Source organism: Streptomyces celluloflavus, from assembly GCA_000720995.1.
In the GTDB taxonomy this organism is placed as follows: Bacteria; Actinomycetota; Actinomycetes; order Streptomycetales; family Streptomycetaceae; genus Streptomyces; species Streptomyces celluloflavus.
The window spans coordinates 41710-65161 of record JOEL01000026.1; the positions used below are offsets into that span (position 1 = coordinate 41710).

A 23452-nucleotide genomic window follows, 5' to 3' on the forward strand; every position below is an offset into this window, starting at 1 on the left:
GCCAACGCAGCAGGAATAGCGGGGAGTTGAACGCGTGAGCGAGGGAGCTGACCAGGCACGGGAACCCGCGAACGGTGCCGCGTACTTCGGTGAGGAGACAAAGGCGCTGCGGGAGGCCCTGGGGCTGTCACAGGAGAAGTTCGCGGACAAGCTGCACTATCAGCAGGCACAGGTGAGCAAGGTCGAGAACGGAACCGTGCTCGCGTCCGCAGCCTTCGCGGAAGCCATGGATCGGGTGGCCGGCACGCCCGGCGTGTACGCCCGCCTCCGCGCCAAGTTGAGCAAGCACGGATACCCCGATTGGTTCGTGCCGTACATCACCCTTGAAGAGTCCGCGAGCGGGATCACGGACTACTCGTGCACGTTCCTCATGGGTCTGTTGCAGACTCCGGAATACGCGAAAGCCGTCTTCCGCGCCGCCCACCCGCGCGAGACAGACGACCAGATCAATGAGCGCGTGGAGCGACGCATAAGGCGGCAGGAGGTCCTGGAGCGCGACGCGCCCCTACTCTTGTGGGTCGTGATCCATGAAGCCGTCCTGCGTACGTGCGTGGGTGGGCGGTCCGTCATGATCAGGCAGCTTGAGCACCTGGCCGCGCAGGCGGCCCCACCCCACGTCACGCTACAAGTGCTTCCGTACGAAGCGGGTGCCGCGCCCAGCCATCTGCCGTTTACGCTGCTCTCGTTGAAGGACGCGCCCCACGCGGTCTACACCGAGACGCCCACCCATGGTGGTCAAGTGGAAGACACCCCTAGTGTGGTGGCGGCAGCCGTCAGCAAGTTCGATCGGCTTCGGATGGCAGCGCTGTCCGAGGAAGAGTCGCAGACCCTGATTCGCAAGATCATGGAGGATCACGCCAGATGAGCAGCACGCCCGGCCCTCAGCCCGTGCGGTGGATCAAGAGCACCTACAGCGGCGGCGACGAGGGACAGTGCATCGAATGGGCTCCCGACCACGCACGCGCAACGGGTGAGTTCCTGGTCCGCGACAGCAAGGACCCGGACGGCCCGCACGTGGCCCTGACCGGTGAGGGGTTCGCCGGTCTTGTGGAGCTCGCCAAGCACCACGGGTGACCCGCGCCCCTACAGGCCCCCGAGTGACCGGCCCTCGCCACGCGGCGGGGGCCGTTATCATGCCGGCTTACGGCGCGAATCCCGCGCCGTACCGGCTGACCTGCAATGCCTCACGCTCCGCCACGTTGGTCCTGACGCGGGCGCCGGCCGCGGCCCCCGCCCCCCACGCGCTACCCCGGCTGCGGGGGCGTCCAGGACGGGTGGCGGCCGCTGAGGGCCACCACGCGGTCGAGGAGCGGTGCGTCGTCCGGCACGGGGACGGCCGGGCCGAACAGGGGGCCGCGCCCCGGATCGTCGGCCGACGGTGCGAGCAGCGCGTACGACACGCCGAGGCTCGCCGCGTCGGGCGCGTACGGCTGCCCCGTGGCGCGGGCGAGGTCCCAGCCGTGCAGCACGAGTTCGTTGAGTGCGACCCGGCCCGCGATGGCGCCGGGCAGATCGACCCCGCCCGCCCGGGTCTCGCCCTGCCAGGCGGCGGGGGAGTGCCAGGCCGCCGCCAGTTCGGCGAGGTTGCGGTCCAGTACGCCGCGCCAGTCGGCGGGTACGTCCGGCAGTGCCGCGGTGGGGCTGGTGTCCGTCGTCGGCCCGAGGTTCTTCCACGCCGCGTCCCGGAAGGCGGTGGTGAGACCGATGAGATGCCCCAGCAGATGGCGTACGCGGTACCTCTCGCACGGCGTGGGCGCCTCCAGCTCCCCGTCGCCGATGCGCGCCGCGAGCCGTGCCACCAGCCGGGTCTGTGCCGTGAAGTCGATGGTCTCGGTCATGGTCCGTGCTTCCTTCCGTCCCGCCGGGGCCGTCCGTCCCTGCCGGCCTGTCCCCAGTGAAGCCCCCCACGGCGCCCGGAACTCACCGCCACACCGCCACCGCTCCACACCACCCGGACCCGGTCCCGGCCCGATGGCCGCGCGCACGGCCCCTTCGAGGTGCGTACGGCCCGCGTACGACCCCACTCACCCTCGGTACGGCCCGCCTACCGCCCGTACCGCTCCCGGAGCGCCGCCTTGAGGACCTTGTGCAGCGGGCCGCCGCGCGGCAGGGCGTCGGTGACCTCCAACTGCTCCGGCAGCTTCTGCGTCATCAGTCCGGCCGCCCGGAGATGGGCCGTCAGCGTGGCCAGGGTCGGCGCCGGGGCCGCCGGGTCGGTGAGCGTGACCACCGCGCAGACCCGCTCACCGCGCTCCCGGTCCGGCAGCCCGATCACCGCCGCCTCCGCCACCGCCGGGTGTGTGTGCAGCAGCTCTTCGACCTCCTGCGCCGAGATGTTCTCGCCCTTGCGGATGATGATGTCCTTGAGGCGCCCGGTGAGGACGAGATGCCCGTCGGGGCGGAGCAGGCCCAGGTCGCCGGTGTGGAAGTAGCCGTCGGCGTCGAACGCCTCGGCGGTCAGCGCCGGGTCCGTATAGCGACGGAAGAGCATCGTGCCCTTGAGCGTCACCTCGCCCGGCTCCCCGGTCGCGGCCTCGCTCCCGTCCGGCCGGGCGATCCGCACCCGCGCGCCCGCCACCGGCCTGCCCACGGTCCGCGACAGCTGCTCGTCGCTGTCGTACGGAGTGCCCATCGCGATCATCGGGCTCTCCGTCATGCCGTACCCGTGCACGATCGCGCACTCCAGTTCCCGGCCGGCCGCCGCGTAGAGCTCGGGCGGCAGCGGCGCCCCGCCGCCGGACAGCAGCCGCAGCGACGGAATCAGCCGGCCGGCCGCCGGGTCCGCCCGCCGGTGGCGGCGCGACTCGTCCAGGAACGCCTGGTAGAACGCGGTGCTGCCGCCGGCCATCGTCACCCCGTGACGGCGGTAGACCGCGGCCGCCTCCGCCGGCCGGAAGGTGTCCAGGACGACCGCCGGGAACCCGCTGACCAGCATGGCGATGACGTAGTCCGGACCGGCGATGTGCGCGTACGGGAAGGCGATCGAGCCGATGTCGTGCGCACCCATGCCCAGCGCGGTGGCGAGCCCGACGCCACCGGCGATCAGACCGGCGTCGGTGTGCTCGACGCCCTTGGGGACGGCGGTGGTACCGGAGGTGTAGTAGATCCAGGCCGTGGCGTCGGCACCGCGGCCCCCGCCGGTACCGCCGTGCTTTATCCCCGTCCCGCCGGCCGCCGCCCCTTCACCATCCGCTTCCCGGCCGCCCCCCGCCCCACCCCGCGCCCCGGCCGCCGGCAGCCCGTCCGCCGTCGAGATGACCCGCACACCGTCCCCGGCCACCTCGTGTGCCATCGCGGTGTAGTCGAAGCCCCGCCACCGACCCGGTACGAGCAGGTACTCCGCCGCAGAGTCGGCGAGGATGAAGCCGACCTCGCGCTCCCGGTGGAGGGGGATGACGGGTATCTGTACGGCCCCGAGCCGGGCCAGCGCGAGCGAGGCGATCACCGTCTCGATCCGGGTCGGCAGCTGCCACGCCACCCGTGTCCCGGCCCCGATCCCCAGCTCCCGGAACCCGGCCGCGGCCCGCAGCGCCTCGTCCCTGACCTCGTCGAAGGTCACGCGCCGCCCGTCCCCGTCGAAGAACATCGGCGCCCCGTACGAGGCCCGTGCCCGGTAGTCGACCAGTTCCCAGAGCGTCTGTATGCGAGCGGACTCAAACACGGCGCGCCTCCTGGCTGCGAGAGGAGCGGAGCCGGGCGGGACGGGCCCGGGGCGGCTCCGGCGGGGCCGGACGGCGCGACTGTAGCAGCGAATCTGATGGGGCGTCAGGAGTCCGGGGCGGGAGCCGACGGCCCGGTGGCCAGGGGTACGGAGGTCCCCGCCCCCGCGGCCTCAGGGGCGAACGGCCCCGGACATGCCACAGGGGCCGGTCTCGATGGCCCCCCTCCGTGCCATCGAAACCGGCCCCTGCGATCCCCCCGGAATGCCCGGTGAACCGGTGACCTGGTGGTGCAGTCTCAGTTCTTCGGGTCGGCAATGGGCCGGTGGCTGTCCTTGGGGACGATGACGGTGTCACCCTGCACCGGAGTCTGCACCGGGGTCGGTGCGGGTGCCGGCCGGTGGCTGTCAGGCATGATCGCGTCCATGCCGATCAGCGGACGGTGGCTGTCCAGCGGCTTGAGGATGTCCTTGTCCTTCGCCGGCGGCTGGGTCTGGCTCTCGGTGGTCAATGCAATCAACTCCTGTATGTGGGCGGTACACGATCCGCCCGGCCGGTAACTCCCCCGAGGATCGCCGGACGGGCGGATCAAGGCCGATCACCATACGGTGGGGCCACGTCACCGAGCCGCTTGCCCCCCGAGGCGGCGGATCGGGTACGTAGAGAGTGGCCGGTGTTGATGAACGATCGATAAACGCCGACGACTATGAGCGGGACCTGCGGTTATGCGGCGGAGACGACCGAGAGGAGCTGCTGTACCTTGGCGCTCTCCGTCGACCCGAGCCGTTCGTAGATGGCCAGGGCCTCCTGCCAGCAGACCCGCGCGCGGCCGATGTGCCCGACGCCGTTCAGGGCTCGGCCCAACGCCGTGAGCGCGTTCGCGCGCCACAGTTCACCGCCGGTCACCCGGAGCGTGCCGAGGGCCTGTTCGGCGTGGTTGGCGGCCTGCGCGGGGCGGTGGGCGGCCAGCTCGACCTCGGCCAGCCGGAAGTAGGTCATGCCTTCCCAGAACCGCTGGCGGCTGTCGCGGAAGATGACCAGCGCCTCGTTGAACTGCTGTGCCGCGTCGGTCAGGCGCTGGGCGAGCGTGAAGGCCACGCCCAGCGCGTACATGCCGTTGGCGAGCCGCCGGGTGGCGCCGATCTGCCGGTATATGGCGACGCCCTGTTCGGCCAGCCGGATGGCGCTGTCCACGCGCCCGGTGTCGAGGTGGACGCGGGAGAGGTTGCACAGCGCGCTCGCCTCGGACTGCTTGTTGTCGTCCGCCCGGAACGCGATGAGCGCCTGGCAGAGATACTCCTCGGCGTCCGCGTGACGCCCCTGTTCGCCCGCGATGATGCCGCGGTCGTTGGGCGCGTACGAGGAGGAGAAGGGGTCGTTCGTGGCGACGCCGAGCAGCATGGCGTGCTTGGCGTTCTCGTCGGCCTCGTCCAGCCGGCCGGCCAGGGTGCGGGCGTAGGTGAGCGCGGTGTGGATGCGCGCCTGCGCGTGCTGGTCGTCCAGCTCCCGGGCCGCGGCGAGCAGGGACATGTTGGCCTGCTCGTACTGGAGGGCGTAGGCGCCGGACTCGGCGAGGTCCTTGGTGAGCATGAGCAGATCAGCCGCGCGGCGCAGGGCGCCCTTGGTGTGGGACTGCTTGGCGCAGGAGAGCAGGCACCCGGCCTCGCTGAACAGCCACTCCAGCGCCGTGGTCCGGTCGGTGACGTCGAGCCCCGGGTAGTTCGTCGGCTCCATGTGGTCGACGAGGCGGTCGCCGGGGCGTTCCAGCAGGTACACGCGGGCCGCCGTCGCCAGATAGAAGTCCAGCAGCCGCGACAGCGCCGCGTCCCGTTCCGTCGGCGGGTGTTCGTCCCGTTCGGCGCAGGAACGCGCGTAGAGCCGGACCAGGTCGTGGAAGCGGTAGCGGCCGGGGGCGGCGGATTCCAGCAGGCTGGCGTCGACGAGGGATTCGACGAGGTCCTCGGCGGATTCGATGTCCATGTCGAGGAGGGCGGCCGCGGCGGCGAGCGAGAGGTCCGGGCCGTCGGCGAGGCCCAGCAGCCGGAAGGCGCGGGCCTGGTGGGGCTCCAACTGGCCGTAACCCAGCTCGAAGGTGGCCTTGACGGCGAGGTCACCGGCGCGCAGCTCGTCCAGCCTGCGGCGTTCGTCGGCGAGCTTGCTGGCCAGGATGGAGACCGTCCACGTACGGCGCGCGGCCAGCCGGGAGGCGGCGATGCGGATGGCCAGCGGGAGGAAGCCGCAGGCGCCGACGACGGCCATCGCGGCCTGCCGCTCGCAGGTGACGCGCTCCTTGCCGACGATCCGGGTGAAGAGGGTCAGCGCCTCCTCGGGGCTCATCACGTCGAGGTCGATGAGGTGCGCGCCGGCCAGGTCGATCAGCCGGGCGCGGCTGGTGATCAGCGCGGCGCAGCCCTCCGCGCCGGGGAGCAGCGGGCGGATCTGCGCGGCGTCCCGTGCGTTGTCCAGTAAAGCCAGCACGCGGCGTCCGGCGAGGGTGGAGCGGTAGAGGGCGGAGCGCTCCTCCAGGCCGTCGGGGATGGAGGAGTCGGCGGTGCCCAGGGCGCGCAGGAAGGCGCCGAGGACGGCCTCCGGTTCGGACGGGGTGTGGCCGGCGCCCTGGAGGTCGACGTAGAGCTGACCGTCGGGGAAGTGCTCGCGGGCCGCGTGCGCGACATGGACGGCGAGGGTCGTCTTGCCGACGCCGCCGATGCCGGTGAGCGCCGAGACCGCCATCACGCTGCCCTCGGCGGTGGCGAGCTGTTCGCCGAGCTCCGCGACGAAGGCGTCCCGGCCGGTGAAGTCGGCGACCGTGGCGGGGAGTTGCTGGGGGCGCACGATGATGTGGTCGGCGGCGTCCGGGCCGTCGCTGACGGCGGGCGGCGCGTCCAGGTCGGGGTCCGCGCGCAGGATGCGGTGCTGGAGCTCGGCGAGCGAGGCGCAGGGGTCGACGCCCAGTTCGTCGGCGAGCAGCCGCCGGGTGTCGGCGTAGACGGCGAGCGCCTCGGCCTGCCGGCCACTGCGGTAGAGCGCCAGCATGAGGAGTTCCCGCAGCCGCTCGCGCAGCGGGTGGGCGGCGGTCAGTGCGGTCAGCTCGGAGACGGCCTCGGCGTGGCTGCCGACCTCCAGGTCGAGTTCGAGGCGGGTCTCCACCAGGGAGAGCCGCCATTCGTCGAGGCGGGTGCGCTGGGTGTCGGCGTACGGACCGGCGAGGCCGGCCAGCGGTTCGCCGTCCCACAGGGTGAGCGAGGCGTCGAGGAGGGCGCGGGCGCGCCCGCGGTCGCCGGCGGCCTTGGCCTTCTCCGCCTCGGCGGCGTACTGCTCGGCCTGGTCGAGGTCGAGGTCCAGCGGGCGGCCGTCCGCGGACCGGACCGCATAGCCGCCGGACTCGCTGACCAGGGCCGCGGCGTCGTCCCCCAGCGCCTTGCGGAGCCGGGAGGCGTAGGTGCGCAGGGCGGCGAGCGCGGCGTGCGGCGGTGCGTCGCCCCAGAGGGCGTCGACGAGTTCGGGTGCGGTGGCGGTGCGTCCGCCGCGCAGCAGCAGGGCGGCGAGCAGGGCGCGCTGCTGCGGGGAGCCCGTCGCCAGTGGCGTCTCGCCGCGCCAGGCCCGCACGGGACCGAGCACGGTGAAGCGGAGCCGCCCCTGTCCCGGACCGTCGTCCATGGTGTCCTCCTGCCCTGTCCGGTCATTCGCACTGTTCGCGCCGTTCGCATCGGTCAGTCTGCCTTGTCAGCGGCTTTTACGTCAGTAGGGATCCGGAGCGTGCACAAAGCCTCCCCGCCCGCTGACGGCGCGGTCCGGTCGGCGTGCGGAGGGGCGCGGGTGGTGTGGCCGCCGGGCCTGCGCACTCTCCCCGCACGGCAACGAGCCCCGCGCGCGCCCCGGCCCGGACCCTCGCCCGGTGTGCCGTTCGCGCCGTCCCACACTACTGACGGGTCGTCAGATCGGCGCTACCGTGTGGGACATGGAGAGCTTCCCCAAGATCATCTCGGTGGACGACCACACGGTGGAGCCACCTCACGTCTGGCGGGACCGGCTCCCGTCGAAGTACCACGACATCGGTCCGCGGATCGTCCGGGCGCCGCTGACGGACATGACGTTCGTGGGCGGAAAATTCGCCCCGAAGATGGGCGTTGTGGGTGATGACGGGCCGTTGGCCGACTGGTGGGTCTACGAGGATCTGCACCGGCCGCTCACCCGCCTCGACACCGCCGTCGGCTACTCCCGCGACGAGGTCAGGCTCGAAGGCATCACCTATGAGCAGATGCGCCCCGGTTCGTACAGCGTCCCGGAGCGGCTGGCCGACATGGACGTCAACCACGTCCAGTCCGCGCTCTGCTTCCCGACCTTCCCGCGGTTCTGCGGCCAGACCTTCACCGAGGCCAAGGACCGCGAACTGGGGCTGCTGGGGGTGCGCGCGTACAACGACTGGATGGTGGAGGAGTGGTGCGGGCCGCAGGCGGGCGGCCGGCTGATCCCGCTCACCCTCGTCCCGCTGTGGGACGCCGAACTGGCCGCCGCGGAGGTGCGGCGCAACGCGGCCCGCGGCGTCCGGGCGGTCTGCTTCAGCGAGATCCCGCCGCACCTGGGGCTGCCCAGCATCCACACCGACGACTGGGACCCGTTCCTGCGCGCCTGCGACGAGACCGGCACCGTCATCGCCATGCACATCGGCTCGTCCAGCAGGATGCCGTCCACCTCCGCCGACGCACCGCCCGCCGTCGGCTCCACGATCACCTTCGCCAACTGCTGCTTCTCGATGGTCGACTGGCTGATGAGCGGCAAGTTCGACCGCTTCCCGAACCTGAAGATCATGTACGCCGAGGGGCAGATCGGCTGGATCCCGTACATCCTGGAGCGCGCGGACGTGGTCTGGTCGGAGAACCGCGGCTGGGGCGGCGTCGCCGACAAGGTGCTCCGCCCGCCCTCCGAACTCTTCGCCGACCACGTCTACGGCTGCTTCTTCGACGACGCCTTCGGCCTGCAGAACCTGGACGCGATCGGCGCCGGCAACGTCCTCTACGAGACCGACTACCCCCACTCCGACTCCACCTGGCCCGCCTCGCGGCAGGTCGGCGAAGCCCAGATGGGCCACCTGGCGGCGGATGTCGTCGAGCGGATCGTCCGGGGCAACGCGATCGAACTGCTGGGGCTGACCGGGGAGGGGCTCTGGGCGGGGGCGGCGGCCGGGGGCTGAGCGCGCCGGCGCCGAGGGACGCGCGGGCGGGCGGCGACCGTACGGCGGTGCCGGCGCCCGCCCGCGCCGCCGGACCGCCGGGCACCGGGGACCCGGGAAGCCCGCGAAAAGAAAGAGGGTGACGGGAGGCGCGCGCAGGCGGGATCATAGGGGCATGTCCGGGCCCCATGTCATCCGCGGTTCGGTCGTCCTTCCGGAGGCCGAGCTCGGCTGGCGGTTCTCGCGCTCCTCCGGTCCGGGCGGCCAGCACGTCAACACCAGCGACAGCCAGGTGGAGCTGCGCTTCGACCTCGCCGCCACCCAGGCGCTGCCCGAGGTGTGGAAGGAGCGCGCCCTGGAGCGGCTGGCCGGGCGGCTGGTCGACGGTGTGCTGACCGTACGGGCCTCCGACCACCGCTCCCAGTGGCGCAACCGCGAGACCGCCGCCGTCCGGCTGGCCGGGCTGCTCGCCGAGGCCACCGCACCGCCGCCCAAAGCGCGCCGCAAGTCCCGGATACCGCGCGGTATCAACGAGCGGCGGCTGCGCGAGAAGAAGCAGCGCGGCGACACCAAGCGCGGACGCTCCGGCCGCGGCTGGGACTGAGCCGGGCCGCCGCCGGGGCACCACCGGCGACGGCGGCGCCCTCCGGGCACTGCCGGTCGCGGCCGGGCCCGGCGGCTCCCCCGTCGCCGCCGGGCCCGACCGTGCAACGCTCAGCCCAACTGCCGGTATTTCCCGCGGAAGTACGTCAGCGGGCCGCCGTCGTCGCCCGGGGCCGAGGCGGTCAGCACCCGGCCGATGACGAGGGTGTGATCGCCGGCCACCACCCGCTGCTCGGTCCGGCACTCCAGGACCGCCAGCGCGCCGCCGATCAGCGGGGCGCCGGCCGCTTCTCCCCGTACATGAGGAATGTCCGCGAAGAGGAGTCGGTCGCTGATGCGGCCCTTCATGGCGAATCGCCCGGCAACGTGACGCTGGTTCTCCGACAGCACCGAAACGGCCCAGAGCGGCTGATGCGCCAGGAGGTCGTCCATCCGCGAGTCGTTGCGAACGCTCACCATCACCAGCGGCGGATCCAGCGAGACGGAGACGAACGCCGTGGCGGTCATGCCGACGTCCTCGCCGCGCGGTCCGTCGTCCGGATCGTGGGCGGTGATCAGCACCACACCGGCGGCGAGGCGGGACAGGGCGGCGCGGAACTCGTCGTCACTCACCCCCACAGGATGCGGGATTGCCGCGCCGCCCGGCGTGGGCGCGAGGCGGACGACGGGCGCGGCGGAGCCGGCGGCCGGGATGGTGGCAGGGTTTTTCGTGAACACGCCAGGAACGCTAACGCCGTCCGGCCCCGGCTCGCATCGGGCCTTGGGACCACCCGTGCCCTAGGTCTGACGGCGGAGACGGCGCGGGCCCCGGATTTGCGTTCAGGAAGTGGAGAAACGCGCCCGCCGAGGCCCCCTCGGGGAGCGTCAACAGGCCCTCACTGTCTGTGACTTGAGTCACAGCGTGCAGTTATTGTTGACCCTGTGTACCGAGTGGGCAGCTCGCTGTGATTCAGTGAGCGTGGAATCGGACGACAAAGAATCCTGGAGTTGCTGTCGAGGTCTCAGGGGGAGCGAACGATGGAGACCGAGTCGGAGCCATACGTCCGCCTTGCGGCCCTGCGGCAGTTGCACCAGGCGGTCGCCGAGCTGGCCACCGCACGTAGCCTCGCGGACACCTTGCAGACGGTCGCCGACGGCGTACTCCGCGGGCTCGGCTTCGAGCTGGCCGCCGTCAATCTGGTCCGCCCGGACGGCGATCTCGTCGTCGCCGCCGTGGCCGGCAGCCCGGCCGCCGAGGCGCTGATGGCCGGGCGGGTCGGCTCCCGGACGTCCTGGGACCGCAGACTGGCCATGGGGGAGCGGTGGGGCGATCTGTGCTTCATCCCGCACACCGAGGGCTGGATGCTGGATGACGACGATGTCCCGCAGTGGCACACCGACGGGCCCGCGCCCCGGTTCCCCGACGAGTGGCACGCCAGGGACCGCCTTTTCGCGCCCCTGTACGTGGCGCCCAACGGCGGCGGCGAACTGCTCGGGGTGATCTCCGTCGACCGGCCGCGCAACGGCCGGCGCCCCGGCGCCTGGGGCCGGGAAGCCCTCCAGATGTACGCCTTCCAGGCCGCCATCGCGATCAGCAACGCCCGGTTGCGGGCCAATATGCAGCGCGCGCTGGTCCGGCTGGAGCGCGAGCAGCAGGCCCTGCGCGCCAGCGAGGAGAGCTTCCGGCAGGCGTTCGAGTACGCGCCGAGCGGGATGGCGGTCGCCGAGATGGGCGGTGACGACCACGGCCGGCTCGTGCGCACCAACGACGCGCTCTGCCGGCTGCTGGGCCGCCCGGCCGCCGCGCTGCGCCGCTCCTCCTTCTCCGACATCGTCCACCCCGAGGACATCGGCACCCTGCTGCGCACCTCCGCCGAGGGCGGCCGGGCCGAGCTGCGGCTGGCCCGCCGGGACGGCACCTACGTCTGGGTCTCGCTGCGCAACTCCGTCGTCGCCGACACCACCGACGGGCCCCGGTTCCTGCTCACCCACGTCGAGGACATCGAGGAGCGCAAGCGGCACGAGCTTCAGCTCGCGCACCGCGCCAGCCACGACTCGCTGACCGGCCTGCCCAACAGCGCCGAGCTGCGGGCCCGGCTCGGCGCCCGGCTGTGCGTCAGCCCGCCGACCCCGCTTGCGGAGGCGTTCGCCGCCTCGGCCGCGGCCTGCGCCGACCCGAGCGACCCGCGCAGCTTCCGGCCGGGCGGCCCCGAACCGTTCGACGGGCTCGAAGGCTTCGAGGGCACCAGCCCGGTCCCGTACGACCACCACGTCCATCTCGTGGCGCCGGCCGAGGGCCCCGCGGACGACGGGGCCAAGGGGCTCGCGGTCCTCTTCTGCGATCTCGACGGCTTCAAGTCCATCAACGACCGCTTCGGACACCACACCGGCGACGCGGTGCTGATCGAGGTCGCCCGCAGGCTGACCAGCGGCGTCCGGGACGGCGATACGGTCGCCCGGCTCGGCGGCGACGAGTTCGTGGTGCTCGCCGACGGCCTCGGTACGGCCGACGCCGAGGACCTCGCGGTCCGGCTGCGGAGCGCCATCATGCCGCCGATCCGGGTGGACGGCCGGGCGGTCAGGGTGGGCGCCAGCTTCGGCATCGGCTGGGCGAGCTGCGGGATGACCGCCGAGGAGGTGCTGGCCTCGGCCGACCAGCGGATGTACGTCGAGAAGCGCTCCCGGTCGAAGGGGAACCGGCGGGCGGCGGGCTGACCGGCGGGGGTGCGCGGCCAGGGGCCCGGGTGCGCCGCCGTGGACCGGAGCGCGGCGGTGCGGGCGGCCGTCGTACGATGCCTCACCCCGCGCATCCGCCGCACGCGCCGCAATCCGTACCGGCCTACCAGCCGTTCACCGATCTGTAGCGATCTTGTGGCCGCTGCGGCGCGCCGTCCGAAAAGCCGAAAGAGGTAGGCTGCGCCGATGCGGCGCGGCGCCGCCGGGAGTCCGGATAAGACAGTTCGCGCGGATATGTGCGAACGCGCGGATACCCGCGCACACATACAGGCGCGCACAGACGCGTACAGACCGTTGGGGAGTGACACGGAATGACGGCCGGTAAAAACGGCGCGGACACGCCGGAGAACGACGACCCGTTCGCCTACCTCTACCGCCAGGAGGGCGGCGAGGGCGGCACGGCGGGCTCGGCGGGCGAGGGTGCGCCGACGCGGCAGCCGGGTGTCCCGCGGACCTCTTACAACAACGTGCGCGCGGTCGGCGAGCGGCAGTACGGCGCCCCGCAGCAGCAGGCCCCGCAGCAGGGCTACGGGCAGCAGCCGGGCTATGGCCAGCAGCCGGGTTACGGGCAGCAGCCCGGTTACGGCCAGCAGAACGCCCACTACGCCGCGCCGGAGACGCTGCCCGGCGGCGACCGCACCCGTCCCGCCCCGGGGCAGGGCCACGGTGACCGGCAGTCGCCCCGCCGTCGCAACGGCCTGCTGATCGCCGCCGTCGCGGTGGTCGCGGTGGTCTGCGTGGGCATCGGCGTCGCGATGGTCACCAACAACAAGGACGACACCGAGAAGGACGCCCAGAGCACGCCGGGTCCGACGGCCGCCGAATCGGTCAAGGAGAGCGAGACGCCGTCCCCGTCCGCCAAGCCCACCCCCGGAGAGCTGCCCAAGCTCGACGCGGGCAGCATGCGGCTGGACGGCGGCGCGAGCTCGGCGAAGGACGTCCCGGGCGCGCGGTCGGCGAGCGGTTCGTACATAGCCGGCATGAACACGCCCGGCGCGTCGGCCACGTGGACGCTCAACCTCGAAAAGGCCGGCCAGTACAAGTTCTGGGTCGGCTACGGCGTGCCCGGCAAGGACGCGAACCTCACGATAGGCGTGAACGGCAAGGCGGAGAGCCGGCCGATCAGCCTGAAGAACTTCGCCGGCGCGAGCGAGGGCGCCTGGGACAAGTGGACCTATTCCTGGTCCCTCGTACATCTCAACAAGGGCACGAACAACATCCGGCTGTCCTGCGAGAGCGGCAACCAGTGCGATGTGAACATCGACAAGGTCTGGCTGACGGTGCCGTGACGCCCGGCGTCCGCGGGTGACGGGCGGCGGGTGCTCCCCGGCGTCCGCGCCGTGCGGGCCCCGCCCGTTTCCTCAGGCCGCCGTCGGACGGTCCGTCACCACGACACCCGGCAGCAGCTCCGCGTAGACCGCCGGGTCGAATTCGCCCGCCGCCGGGGCCCGTACGGTCGCGGCCGACAGGGCCACCGCGCGGGACAGCCGCTCCGGCCAGGGCAGATCCTCCACCAGGCCGGACAGCAGGCCCGCCACCGCCGAGTCGCCGGCGCCGGTCGGGTTCCCCGCGATCCGCCGCGGCGGGGCGGCCTGCCAGGCGCCGTCGGCGGTGACCAGGAGCATGCCGTCCGCGCCCAGGGAGGCGGCCACCGCATGGGCGCCGCGGCGGCGGGTGTCGCGGGCGGCGCGCAGCGGTTCGGTGCTGCCGGTGAGGGCGGCGAGTTCATCGGCGTTGGGCTTGGCGAGATCGGGGCGGGCGGCCAGGCCGCGGCGGAGCGGTTCCCCGCTGGTGTCCAGGAGGACCGGGACGCCGGCGGTGCGCGCGGCGCGGGTGAGGCGGGCGTAGACATCGACCGGGACGCCCGGCGGCAGACTGCCGCACAGGGCCACCGCACGCGCGTCGCCCAGCAGTTCGCGGTAGGTGCCGAGGAAGGTGTGCCATTCGGCGGGGGAGACGGTCGGACCCGGTTCGTTGAGCTGGGTGGTGTCGCCGGTGGACTCGTCGACGACGGCGACGGTGCGGCGGGTCGCGCCGCCGACCGGCACCAGGGCGTCGGCGACGTCGGTCTCCTGGGTGAGCAGGGCGCGCAGCGCCGCGCCGGTGCCGCCGCCCGCGAACCCGGTGGCGACGGCGCGGTGGCCGAGCGAGGCCAGCACCCGGGCGACGTTCAGCCCCTTGCCGCCGGGGCGTTCGGCGACGTCGGTGACCCGGTGGGTGCGGTGCGGGTGGAGCCGGGGCACGCGGTAGGTGATGTCCAGGGCGGCGTTCAGCGTGACCGTGAGGATCATGGCTCCCCCTCCGGGCGGTCGTGGACCGGACGGCCGTGGGTCTGGCAACCGCGCGGTGCGGCGGCATACGGACAAGTGCGCGAGCGATCATGCCATCGCGAACGGTGGTTGGCCCAGACCCGGGCCAACCACCGTGTGGTGCACATCCATCCGGCGGACGGCCGCCGCGCCGCCCTGTCCGGCGCTCAGACGCCGTCCGGGCGCACCAGCCACTCGCCCCGCCGCATGACGCCCACCAGGTCGTATGCCGCGTCCAGCACCACCAGGTCGGCGTCCTTGCCGGTCTCCAGGGAACCGGCCCGGTCGTCGATGCCCAGCAGCCGGGCCGGATTGGCGGAAAGTGCCTGTACGGCCTGGCCGACCGTCAGCTTGTCGATGGTGACGGCGCGTTTGAAGGCGCGGTCCAGGGTGAGGGTGGAGCCGGCGATCGAGCCGGCCGTCGGGCCCTCGCTGATCCGGGCGACGCCGTCCTTGACCTCGACCCGCATCGGGCCGAGCGGGTACATACCGTCGTTCATACCGGCCGCGCCCATCGCGTCCGTGATGAACGCGACGCGCCCGGCGCCCGCGTCGCGGAAGGCCATCTCCAGGATGGCGGGGTGCAGATGGGTGCCGTCGTTGATCAGCTCGACGGTGATCCGCTCGTCCTCCAGGAGGGCCGCGACCGGGCCCGGCGCGCGGTGCCCCAGGCCGGGCATCGCGTTGAAGAGGTGGGTGGCGACGGTGGCGCCCGCGTCGATGGCCTCGCGGGTGGCGTCGTAGCCGGAGTCGGTGTGGCCGATGGCGGCGATCACGCCGGCGTCGGCCAGCAGCCGTACGGACTCCAGACCGCCGGGCAGCTCCGGGGCGATCGTCATCATCGCCGCCGTACCGTGCGCCGCGTCGATGAGCTTGCGGACGTCGGCCGGGTCCGGGTCGCGCAGCAGCTCGGGCTGGTGGGCGCCGCAGCGGTGCGGGGAGATGAACGGGCCCTCGAAGTGGATACCGGCCAGTTCGCCCTGCTGGACGAGCTCGGCGAGCACCGCGGCCTGCCGGGCGAGGTCGTCCAGATCGCCGGTGACGGTGGAGGCGGCCATCGAGGTGGTGCCGTGCCGGCGGTGGGTGTCGGCGACGGTCAGGCACTCCTCGGGGTCGGCGGAGGAGAAGGAGCCGCCGCCCCCGCCGTGCACATGCATATCGACGAAGCCCGGGACGATGAGGTGGCCGGAGAGATCGACGGTCACCGCAGCGGCGTCCTGACCGCCCTGACCGCCCGAATCGCCGTGGTCGTCGGCGATGCGGGTGCCCTCGATCGCGATCCGGCCGTTCTCGACGACACCGGACGGACGGGCGATCCGGGCGCCGGTCAGGAGGGTGCGCCGCTGGTCCGCGGATTGTTGCTGTGCCATCAGGCGGTTACCTCCGTGGAGAGTAGATCCCAGGCGAGCAGTCCTGCGCCCAGGCATCCGGCGGCATCCCCGAGGGCGGCCGGAACGATCGAGGGGAGCCGCTGGAACGTCACGCGCCGGCGGACCGCCTCCCGCAGCGGTATGAACAGCGTGTCGCCCGCCTCGGCGAGGCCGCCGCCGATGATCATCGTCTGCGGGTCGAGCAGGGTGAGCCCGGTGACCAGCCCGTCGGCCAGGGCGTCCACCGCGGTCTGCCAGACGGCCAGGGCCCGTTCGTCGCCGGACGCCACGGCCTTGGCGGCGTCCGCGGCGCCGGCCTGCGGATCGCCGCAGGCCGCGGCCCATTCGCGGCCGACCGCCGCGGCCGAGGCCAGCGTCTCCAGACAGCCGCGCTGGCCGCAGGCGCAGGCGCGCCCGCCGGGCCGTACGACGATGTGGCCGATCTCGCCCGCGCTGCCGTGGGCGCCGGCCTCGATCCGGCCCGTGATGCCGATGGCGCCCGCGATACCGGTGCCCAGCGGAACGAAGAGGAAGCGGTCGGCATCCTTGCCGGCACCTATCCGGCCCTCGGCCAGCCCGCCGGTGCGTACGTCGTGGCCGAGGGCGACCGGGACACCGCCCAGCCGTTCGGAGAGCAGCGCCCGCATCGGGATGTCCCGCCAGCCGATGTTGGAGGCGTAGACGGCGATGCCGGCGCCTTCGTCGACGATGCCGGGGACCGCGACCCCGGCCGCCAGCGCGGTACTGCCGAACCGTTCCTGCCCGATGGCGCTCAGCTCGGCGGCGAAGCCGAGTACGGTCTCGACGACCGCGTCGGGGCCGCGCTCCCGGCCGGTCGGGCGCCGTGCCTCGTACAGCAGCGTGCCGTCCGGCCCGGCGAGGGCGGCCTTCATCCCGGTGCCGCCCACATCAAGGGCGATGACGTGTTTCACGGGAACAGTTTCGCGCGATCTGCCATAAAAGGTCTAGTCCACTCGCGGTGTGGTTCGTCTTTCCGGCCGGGATTTTCGTCACTGTTCCTCCTTCTGGCGTCCCGTAGCGCACCCCGCTGACCTGCGCAGATGTGGGGTGATATCGAACTGAAACGGTGGGTGGTGTAGACCTTGTGTGGGTACGCGGGGGAGACTCGTGGTTCATGGCGGTTGAAAGTGACCCCTGCACCACCGGCATACCCGGCAAGCGTGAATCTTCGGGACAGAAGGCGGTAACGGCAGTGCAGCGGCGGTATTTGGGCCTGGGGGCGGCGGGACTCGCCACGGCCATGGCACTGACTCTTACCTCCTGTGGCAGCGGTTCGGGCGGCGGCGACGCGGTCACCCTCAAACTCGTCGCGGCCGACTACGGCGACAGCAAGGCCAACAGCTCCCAGAAGTACTGGGACCGGCTCAGCCGCGCCTTCGAAAAGACCAACCCCAAGATCAAGATCGATGTCCAGGTCTACAGCTGGACGGAGGTCGACAAGAAGGTCGAGGACCTCGTCAAGGCCGGCAAGGCCCCGGACATGGCGCAGGTCGGCGCGTACGCCGACTACGCCGCCAAGGGCCGCCTCTACAGCGCCGACCAGCTGCTCTCGATACCCACCCAGGCCGACTTCACCCCCGCCCTCGCACAGGCCGGCGAGTACCAGCGCACCCAGTACGGCATGCCGTTCGGCGCCAGCACCCGGCGGCTCTTCTACAACAAGAAGCTGTTCGCCGAGGCCGGTATCACCGACCCGCCGCAGAGCTGGGCGGACGTCGCCCGCGACGCCGGGCGGCTCAAGGCACGCGGCGTCAAGATGCCGTTCGCGCTGCCGCTCGGCCCCGAGGAGACCCAGGCCGAGACGCTGCTGTGGATGCTCGGCGGTGGCGGCGGCTACACCGACAGCATCGGCAAGTACGCGATCGACTCGCCGGAGAACGTCAAGACCTTCGAATGGCTCCGCACGGAGCTCGTCGGCAAGGGCCTGACCGGTGCGAGCCCCGCCAAGCTCAACCGCGAGGACGCCTTCGCGGCGTTCGCGGACGGCGATGTCGGCATGCTCAACGGCCACCCGACGCTGATGAAGCAGGCCGAGGCCAAGGGCATCGACTACGGCACCGTCGAACTGCCCGGCGCCGGCGGCAAGGCCAAGTCCACCATGGGCGTCGCCGACTGGATGATGGCCTTCAAGCAGAACGGCCACCAGGCACAGGTCGGCAAGTTCCTGGACTTCGTCTACAACGAGAAGAACGTCCTGGACTTCTCCGGCACCTACGGCCTGCTGCCGGTCACCACCTCCGCCTCCGAGGCGATGCTGGCCGACGGCAAGTACAGCAAGCTGCACAGCTTCCTCAAGCAGCTCAAGAACGCCGAGTTCTACCCGGCGAACAAGACCTCCTGGCCGCTGGTCTCCAAGACCCTCAAGGCCAAGATGGGCACCGTGGTCGGCCCGCGGGGCAACCCGGCCGGCGTCCTCACCGACATCCAGCACCTCGCCGACCGGGCGGACAGCGCCGCCGAATGAGCCCGCTCCCGGTGCACCGGCCGCTGTCCGACCGTGGGCTTATCGTGGAAACGTGATGACGAGCGGTACGGGCGGCGGCGCGGAGCACGGCGCCGGAGGCGACGAGACCGCCGGCACCGGCCCGGACGGCGCGCCCGGACCGGCCGCGGCGGATGCCGCGGCCGGCGGCGTCGCCGCCGCGGCCGGTGCCCGTACGGCGCCCCTCTCCACCCGGGACGAAGCGGTGCTCGCCGTCGAGCGGCGCTCCTGGCCGAGCCCCGGCGCCAAGGAGCGTGTCATCCGCGAGCGGCTCGGCATCTCCCCGACCCGCTACTACCAACTCCTCAACGCCCTGCTCGACGACCCGCGCGCGCTCGCCCACGACGCGGTCACCGTCAACCGCCTGCGCCGGGTACGCGACGCCCGCCGGGCCCGCCGCTGAGGCGACCGCGCGCCGCCGGCCGCCGGACCACCCTGCCGCGCGCGCCATCGGGCCACCCCGCAGCGCGGCCCCGGACCGCCCCGTATCCGCCGTCCCGATGCTCCCGTTCACCCCACGCGCGCCCACGCGCCACCGATAGGGTCGGCGCCATGGGCAGCCCCCCGAACGCCGCGCCGACGCCGAGCCCCGAGCCGGCCCCGCACCCCCGAGCGACGCCGGACCCCGCACCGGCCCCGGACCCGGCACAGCCCCGCAGCTCCGCGCCGCCGGCCGTCCCGGTGCCCGGCACCCGGGCGGGCCGCGACGGGCTCGCCGCGCTGCTGGCCCGTCCCGAACGCGCCGTCATCGCCATCGACTTCGACGGCACCCTGGCCGATATCGTCCCCGACCCGGCACAGGCCCGCGCCCACCCAGGCGCCGCCGCCGCGCTCGGCAGGCTCGCCCCGCGGCTGCGCGCCGCCGCGGTGATCACCGGCCGCCCGGCCGGTGTCGCGGTCGCCCTCGGCGGTGTGGCCGGCGTCCCCGGGCTGGAACGCCTCGTCGTCCTCGGCCACTACGGCGCCGAGCGCTGGGACGCGGCGACCGCCACCGTCCGCGCCCCCGCCCCGCATCCCGGTATCGCCGCCGTACAGGCCGAACTCCCCGGCGTCCTGGACCGTTCCGGCGTCTGGCGGGGTACCTGGGTCGAAACGGCCGTCGAGACCAAGGGCGGCCGCGCCATCGCCGTCCACACCCGCCGCGCCGACGACCCCCAGGCCGCCTTCGACCGGCTGCGGGCCCCGCTGGCCGCGCTCGCCGAACGCCACGGCCTGGTCGTCGAGCCCGGCCGGCTGGTCCTGGAACTGCGCCCGCCCGGTATGGACAAGGGCGTCGCGCTGGCCGACTGGGTGCGGGAGACCGGCGCCACGACCGTGCTCTACATGGGCGACGACCTCGGTGACCTGGCCGCCTTCGCCGCCGTCGAGGAACTGCGCGCCGGCGGCCTGACCGGTGTGCTGGTGTGCAGCGGCAGCGACGAGGTCACCGAACTCGCCGAGCGCGCCGACCTGGTGGTCGACGGTCCGCGGGGCGTCGTCAGCCTGCTGACCGCCCTCGCGGACCGGCTCGCCGCCTCCTGAGGCGCTGCCGCTCGCCGCGGGTCCACCGGCCCCGCGGCACCGCCGGCCGGACCGGTGGAGCTACTGGTCGAGACCGAGGACGGACTCCGCCGTCGTCCAGTCGTGTGCGATGGCCCGCTGCGCCTTGGTCAGCTCGGCCTTGCCCGAGCAGATCGCGGACTTGAGGCGGTTCTCCACCCGGTCCTTGGGGTTGTTGGGGCCGGAGCCGGGCTTGTGCCCCGGGGACGGGGGCTCGACCCACAGGTTGCGCGGGTCGTTGGGGTCGCCGCCCAGTTCCAGGCTGATGAGGTGGTCGTACTCGGCGTCGTGCAGGCTGGCGGTGTAGCCGTAGGACGCGGCGTTGGCCTTCTTCTCGCGGCCGGTGATGTTCGCCGGGGGCCGGATGCCGGAGGTATAGCCCTTGTGGCAGATCGTCGTCTTCAGCGTCGCCGGGGTGACCTTGGGGTTCGTCGCCCCGGGCGTGCACTTCGGGTCGGGGAGCGGCTGTTTGTCGGCGGTGTACCGGAAGTGGCAGGAGCCGGGGGCGGGCTGCTGCTGCACCGTGTACGCGGACTGCGGACCGGGCCCCGCCGGTATTGACGGGTCGCTCGCCGCGGGGGAGGAGGGGGCCATCGCCCCGGGGTGCGGCGAACCGCCCTTCGCATCGGCGGGGGACTGGCCGGACGAGCACCCGGTGACGGCGGCCACGAGCGCGGCGGAGGCCGCGATGACGGCCCAGCGTGCGGTATTCGACATGACGGAGGATTACCCAGCGGCGGTGCGGCCCAGCCGGGGCGGCGGAAGCGCGGCGGCCGCCACCGCCCGGTGCACGCGCCGGGCGCACGCCGTCCGTCAGCCGCCGCCCCCGCGCCGGAAGCGGTCGCCCACCACGCCCTGGTCGGTCTCCCACCAGGGGCGCGTCAGCTCCGGCCGCGGTACGGCCGGCGCGTCCGAGGCACGCGTGGCACCCGCATCGCCCGCCGCGTCCGGTACGGCTGTCGCCTCCGGCACACCCGGCACACCCGCCGCCACCGTCGCCAGTTCGCGGTCCAGGCGGGCGTCCAGCGCCGCCGTCTTCCCGCGCTCGGACCGCACCCACTCCGCGAAGACCGCGATGAGGAAGGGCAGCCCGACCAGTTCGGCGATGGTCAGCATCAGCCCGCCGCCGATCATCTGGTCGCGCTGCGGAGTGGGGTCCCACGGGCGGTGGTGGGCGGTGTACCAGCCGCCCGCGATCAGGGTGCCGCTGGTCATCACGACGATGCCGGGCACCGCGTCGACCAGCCCGTCGACCAGCACCAGGAGCGCCCGCACCGGATGGCTGCACCAGGCGGGCAGCAGCGCCTCGCGGGTGAGCATCGGCAGGACGAAGAGGCAGCCGACGACCAGCAGTTGCAGATACATCAGCTCGTGCAGCGGTCCGTGCCGCAGTGCCGTCGGGAAGTACGGCGTGAAGTAGATGGCCAGCTCGGAGGAGAGCACCAGCACGGTACTGACCAGCGGGAACGTCAGCAGGCGCAGGACGCGGCCGGAGAGCGCGCCGCGCAGCCACCGGGCGGTCGGCGCCCGCTCGTCCAGCGCCCGCAGCGCCAGCGCCAGCGGGTCGCCCAGCGCCAGGCCGAGCGGGGCGATCAGGTCGAGGACGATGTTCTGCACCGCGGCGGGCCAGAACAGCTCGTGGTCGTAGACCGCCAGCCCGGACATGGTCGCCACCACGATCGCGCCGAGCCCGATGCCCGCGAACGCCACGCTCCGGGCGACCGGCCACCGCTCACCGCGGCGCGCCAGCCGCACCACGCCCCAGGCGTAGAGGCCGCCCAGCAGCAGCACCAGGACGAGCGCGTACGGATCCAGCTGCCAGCTGCCTGCCAGCCGACCCGCGGTCAGCTCCGGCAAACCGGCCGAAAGCGTTGTCACTGTCACGGACCACCACGCTAGACCTGCCGCCCGGCGGGCTGCGCGCGGGGCACCCCGTACGCCCGGACACCCCCTACGGACCGCCCGGCCCCGGGTGCCCGGACCCGCCGCTCAGCCCGTCAGCTCCCGCAGCTGGTCCAGGAACCACCGGTCGGGCGGCAGCGCGGTGGCGGCCGCGGCCAGCCGCTCGGTGCGCGCGGCCCGTTCGCCGTGGGGCATCGTCAGCGCCTCGTGCAGCGCCCGCGCCGTGCCGGTGACGTCGTACGGATTGACCGTCAGCGCGTCCGCGCCCAGTTCCTCGTGGGCGCCCGCCTCCCGCGACAGCACCAGCGCGCAGCCGCCGTCCGAGACCACCGGGATCTCCTTGGCGACCAGGTTCATCCCGTCCCGGATCGGGTTGACCAGGGCCACGTCCGCGAGCCGGTAGGCGGCCAGCGAGCGCGCGAAATCGTCCTTGACGTGCAGCACGACCGGCTGCCAGCCGGGTGTGCCGAACTCGGCGTTGATTGCCCCGGCGACCCGTTCGACCTCGGCGGTGTAGTCGCGGTAGACGGCCAGGTCCTGGCGCGAGGGGTAGGCGAAGGCGACGTGGACGACCCGTTCGCGCCACTCGGGGCGGTCGGTGAGCAGCCGGCGGTAGGCGAGCAGTCCGCGCACGATGTTCTTGGACAGCTCGGTGCGGTCGACGCGGACGATGGTCCGGCGGTCCGGCCCGCCGATCTGGGCGCGCAGTGCCGCCAGCCGCTCGTCCACGTCGGGGCGGTGCGCCCGCTCGCGCAGGAAACCGGCGTCGGCGCCCAGGCCGTGCACCCCGATCCGGGTCGTGTGCGCCGGCCGCCCGGCGGGGTGCGAGACGAGGGCCGGGGCGTCGGCCGCGTCGGTCGCGGGCGGGACGGGCGCGCAGTCCGCGCCGAGCGCGGTCGCGGCGCACGCCATGAAGTTCGCGGCCCACCGCCGGGTCAGGAAGTTCGCCCGGTCCGCGCCCAGGATGCCCAGCGCCAGCTGCCGCTGGATGTCGTCGGGCAGCATCGCGAAGTACTCCGCGGGCGCCCACGGAGTGTGCGAGAAATGCGCGATCCGCAGGTCGGGGCGGCGCTCGCGGAGCATCCCCGGCACCAGCGCCAGGTGGTAGTCCTGCACGAGGACGGCTGCGCCGGGCGCCGCCCCGTCGGCGAGCGCGTCCGCGAAGGCCGCGTTGTAGGTCTCGTACGACGCCCACTGCGCCCGGAACTCCGTATCGAAGACGGGCTCCAACGGTGTCTGGTAGAGCATGTGGTGGACGAACCACAGGACGGAGTTGGCGATGCCGTTGTAGGCGGCGGCGTGGATGTCCGCGGGGATGTCCAGCATCCGTACCCGCCGCCCGCCCGTATCGGCCGTATCCAGCTCACCCGCCGCCGGGCCGCCCCCGGCCGGGGCGCCGTGCGCCGCCCGCCGGACGGCCTCCCGGTCGCCGTCGCCGAGCGCGGCGCACACCCACACCGCGTCCGTATCGGGCCCGATGGCCGACAGACCGGAGACCAGCCCGCCGCCGCCTCGCTTGGCGGTCAGCGCGGGGGCAGCTCCCCGACCGGCCTGCCCGGGGGGCCCGGTCTCGGCCAGGGTGTAGGAGACCGGGCCGCGGTTGGACGCGACGAGAACCTCGGCACCAGTGCGCTCGGAGACCATGCCGCGACACTAACCCGGCACGGATCCGCGCAAAC

The 23452-nt window shown here is 73.2% G+C and carries 20 protein-coding genes; 9 read left to right on the forward strand and 11 right to left on the reverse strand.

Annotated features, from left to right (window positions below; translation table 11 throughout):
• Window positions 1-34: 34 nt before the first annotated feature.
• Window positions 35-865, forward strand: a complete 831-nt coding sequence (locus tag IH09_RS22665; RefSeq protein WP_052859285.1) for a Scr1 family TA system antitoxin-like transcriptional regulator — start codon at window positions 35-37, stop codon at window positions 863-865.
• A complete protein-coding gene (locus IH09_RS22670; protein WP_052859286.1) occupies window positions 862-1074 on the forward strand; it encodes a DUF397 domain-containing protein in 213 nt (70 codons plus the stop codon). Before IH09_RS22665 ends, IH09_RS22670 begins: the two co-directional genes overlap by 4 nt.
• A gap of 170 nt (window positions 1075-1244) precedes the next feature.
• Here the strand turns inward: IH09_RS22670 and IH09_RS22675 are convergent, their stop codons facing one another.
• The 4 genes from IH09_RS22675 to IH09_RS22690 all read right to left on the reverse strand — a co-directional run bounded on the left by IH09_RS22675 (window position 1245) and on the right by IH09_RS22690 (window position 7319).
• Window positions 1245-1838 (reverse strand): TIGR03086 family metal-binding protein, encoded by a 594-nt coding sequence (locus tag IH09_RS22675; protein ID WP_052859287.1) that lies wholly within the window; start codon window positions 1836-1838, stop codon window positions 1245-1247.
• A 206-nt stretch (window positions 1839-2044) separates the two neighbouring features.
• A complete protein-coding gene (locus IH09_RS22680; protein ID WP_052859288.1) occupies window positions 2045-3661 on the reverse strand; it encodes an AMP-binding protein in 1617 nt (538 codons plus the stop codon).
• Between the two features lie 296 nt (window positions 3662-3957).
• Window positions 3958-4170, reverse strand: a complete 213-nt coding sequence (locus tag IH09_RS22685) for a hypothetical protein (RefSeq protein ID WP_052859289.1) — start codon at window positions 4168-4170, stop codon at window positions 3958-3960.
• A gap of 212 nt (window positions 4171-4382) precedes the next feature.
• The gene (locus IH09_RS22690; protein WP_052859290.1) at window positions 4383-7319 is read right to left on the reverse strand and encodes an AfsR/SARP family transcriptional regulator; all 2937 of its coding nucleotides are present in this window, start codon (window positions 7317-7319) and stop codon (window positions 4383-4385) included.
• Between the two features lie 301 nt (window positions 7320-7620).
• Here IH09_RS22690 and IH09_RS22695 point away from each other — a divergent pair, with 301 nt between their 5' ends.
• Together IH09_RS22695 and arfB are read left to right on the forward strand one after the other, a co-directional pair.
• Window positions 7621-8853 (forward strand): amidohydrolase family protein, encoded by a 1233-nt coding sequence (locus tag IH09_RS22695; protein WP_052859291.1) that lies wholly within the window; start codon window positions 7621-7623, stop codon window positions 8851-8853.
• A gap of 154 nt (window positions 8854-9007) precedes the next feature.
• Window positions 9008-9436, forward strand: a complete 429-nt coding sequence (arfB, locus tag IH09_RS22700) for an alternative ribosome rescue aminoacyl-tRNA hydrolase ArfB (RefSeq protein ID WP_052859292.1) — start codon at window positions 9008-9010, stop codon at window positions 9434-9436.
• A gap of 110 nt (window positions 9437-9546) precedes the next feature.
• Here arfB and IH09_RS22705 read toward each other — a convergent pair whose 3' ends face one another.
• A complete protein-coding gene (locus IH09_RS22705; protein WP_110952515.1) occupies window positions 9547-10152 on the reverse strand; it encodes a flavin reductase family protein in 606 nt (201 codons plus the stop codon).
• A gap of 300 nt (window positions 10153-10452) precedes the next feature.
• On the opposite strand from IH09_RS22705, the gene cdgB reads away from it, so the two are divergent.
• Complete coding sequence (gene cdgB / locus IH09_RS22710; protein WP_052859293.1) at window positions 10453-12129, forward strand: diguanylate cyclase CdgB; 1677 nt, start codon at window positions 10453-10455, stop codon at window positions 12127-12129.
• Between the two features lie 332 nt (window positions 12130-12461).
• Entirely contained in the window at window positions 12462-13439 is a 978-nt protein-coding gene (locus tag IH09_RS22715) for a carbohydrate-binding protein (protein WP_052859294.1), read from the forward strand.
• Between the two features lie 72 nt (window positions 13440-13511).
• On the opposite strand, the gene IH09_RS22720 is transcribed toward IH09_RS22715, so the two are convergent.
• The 3 genes from IH09_RS22720 to IH09_RS22730 all read right to left on the reverse strand — a co-directional run bounded on the left by IH09_RS22720 (window position 13512) and on the right by IH09_RS22730 (window position 16722).
• Window positions 13512-14441 (reverse strand): 1-phosphofructokinase family hexose kinase, encoded by a 930-nt coding sequence (locus tag IH09_RS22720; protein ID WP_052859295.1) that lies wholly within the window; start codon window positions 14439-14441, stop codon window positions 13512-13514.
• 185 nt (window positions 14442-14626) lie between these two features.
• Complete coding sequence (nagA, locus tag IH09_RS22725) at window positions 14627-15829, reverse strand: N-acetylglucosamine-6-phosphate deacetylase (protein WP_052859296.1); 1203 nt, start codon at window positions 15827-15829, stop codon at window positions 14627-14629.
• A complete protein-coding gene (locus tag IH09_RS22730) occupies window positions 15829-16722 on the reverse strand; it encodes an ROK family protein (protein WP_052859323.1) in 894 nt (297 codons plus the stop codon). Before IH09_RS22730 ends, nagA begins: the two co-directional genes overlap by 1 nt.
• A 320-nt stretch (window positions 16723-17042) precedes the next feature.
• Between IH09_RS22730 and IH09_RS22735 the strand changes: the two genes are divergently transcribed.
• The 3 genes from IH09_RS22735 to otsB all read left to right on the forward strand — a co-directional run bounded on the left by IH09_RS22735 (window position 17043) and on the right by otsB (window position 19853).
• Window positions 17043-18314 carry an extracellular solute-binding protein gene (locus IH09_RS22735; RefSeq protein ID WP_052859297.1) on the forward strand — a complete coding sequence of 424 codons (1272 nt, stop codon included), beginning with the start codon at window positions 17043-17045 and terminating at the stop codon, window positions 18312-18314.
• A 55-nt stretch (window positions 18315-18369) separates the two neighbouring features.
• Complete coding sequence (locus tag IH09_RS40100) at window positions 18370-18735, forward strand: DUF3263 domain-containing protein (protein WP_052859298.1); 366 nt, start codon at window positions 18370-18372, stop codon at window positions 18733-18735.
• Window positions 18736-18884: 149 nt separating this feature from the next.
• Window positions 18885-19853, forward strand: coding sequence for a trehalose-phosphatase (gene otsB / locus IH09_RS22745; protein ID WP_094791333.1), 969 nt, complete (start codon window positions 18885-18887; stop codon window positions 19851-19853).
• Between the two features lie 60 nt (window positions 19854-19913).
• Here otsB and IH09_RS22750 read toward each other — a convergent pair whose 3' ends face one another.
• From IH09_RS22750 to IH09_RS22760, 3 genes are all read right to left on the reverse strand, one after another.
• On the reverse strand, window positions 19914-20588 hold the full coding sequence (locus IH09_RS22750; protein WP_052859299.1) for a hypothetical protein: 675 nt from the start codon (window positions 20586-20588) through the stop codon (window positions 19914-19916).
• A gap of 96 nt (window positions 20589-20684) precedes the next feature.
• A complete protein-coding gene (locus IH09_RS22755) occupies window positions 20685-21749 on the reverse strand; it encodes a cytochrome c oxidase assembly protein (RefSeq protein ID WP_052859300.1) in 1065 nt (354 codons plus the stop codon).
• A 111-nt stretch (window positions 21750-21860) separates the two neighbouring features.
• A complete protein-coding gene (locus IH09_RS22760; protein ID WP_052859301.1) occupies window positions 21861-23417 on the reverse strand; it encodes an alpha,alpha-trehalose-phosphate synthase (UDP-forming) in 1557 nt (518 codons plus the stop codon).
• Window positions 23418-23452: the final 35 nt, after the last annotated feature.

Excerpts from the sequence above, each read along its gene's own strand:
- IH09_RS22760 (WP_052859301.1), bottom strand. The coding sequence starts at position 23,417 with ATGGTCTCCGAGCGCACTGGTGCCGAGGTTCTCGTCGCGTCCAACCGC.
- arfB (WP_052859292.1), top strand. The coding sequence starts at position 9,008 with ATGTCCGGGCCCCATGTCATCCGCGGTTCGGTCGTCCTTCCGGAGGCC.
- IH09_RS22675 (WP_052859287.1), bottom strand. The coding sequence starts at position 1,838 with ATGACCGAGACCATCGACTTCACGGCACAGACCCGGCTGGTGGCACGG.
- IH09_RS40100 (WP_052859298.1), top strand. The coding sequence starts at position 18,370 with ATGACGAGCGGTACGGGCGGCGGCGCGGAGCACGGCGCCGGAGGCGAC.
- cdgB (WP_052859293.1), top strand. The coding sequence starts at position 10,453 with ATGGAGACCGAGTCGGAGCCATACGTCCGCCTTGCGGCCCTGCGGCAG.
- IH09_RS22690 (WP_052859290.1), bottom strand. The coding sequence starts at position 7,319 with ATGGACGACGGTCCGGGACAGGGGCGGCTCCGCTTCACCGTGCTCGGT.
- otsB (WP_094791333.1), top strand. The coding sequence starts at position 18,885 with ATGGGCAGCCCCCCGAACGCCGCGCCGACGCCGAGCCCCGAGCCGGCC.
- nagA (WP_052859296.1), bottom strand. The coding sequence starts at position 15,829 with ATGGCACAGCAACAATCCGCGGACCAGCGGCGCACCCTCCTGACCGGC.
- IH09_RS22750 (WP_052859299.1), bottom strand. The coding sequence starts at position 20,588 with ATGTCGAATACCGCACGCTGGGCCGTCATCGCGGCCTCCGCCGCGCTC.
- IH09_RS22730 (WP_052859323.1), bottom strand. The coding sequence starts at position 16,722 with ATGAAGGCCGCCCTCGCCGGGCCGGACGGCACGCTGCTGTACGAGGCA.
- IH09_RS22670 (WP_052859286.1), top strand. The coding sequence starts at position 862 with ATGAGCAGCACGCCCGGCCCTCAGCCCGTGCGGTGGATCAAGAGCACC.
- IH09_RS22720 (WP_052859295.1), bottom strand. The coding sequence starts at position 14,441 with ATGATCCTCACGGTCACGCTGAACGCCGCCCTGGACATCACCTACCGC.
- IH09_RS22715 (WP_052859294.1), top strand. The coding sequence starts at position 12,462 with ATGACGGCCGGTAAAAACGGCGCGGACACGCCGGAGAACGACGACCCG.
- IH09_RS22695 (WP_052859291.1), top strand. The coding sequence starts at position 7,621 with ATGGAGAGCTTCCCCAAGATCATCTCGGTGGACGACCACACGGTGGAG.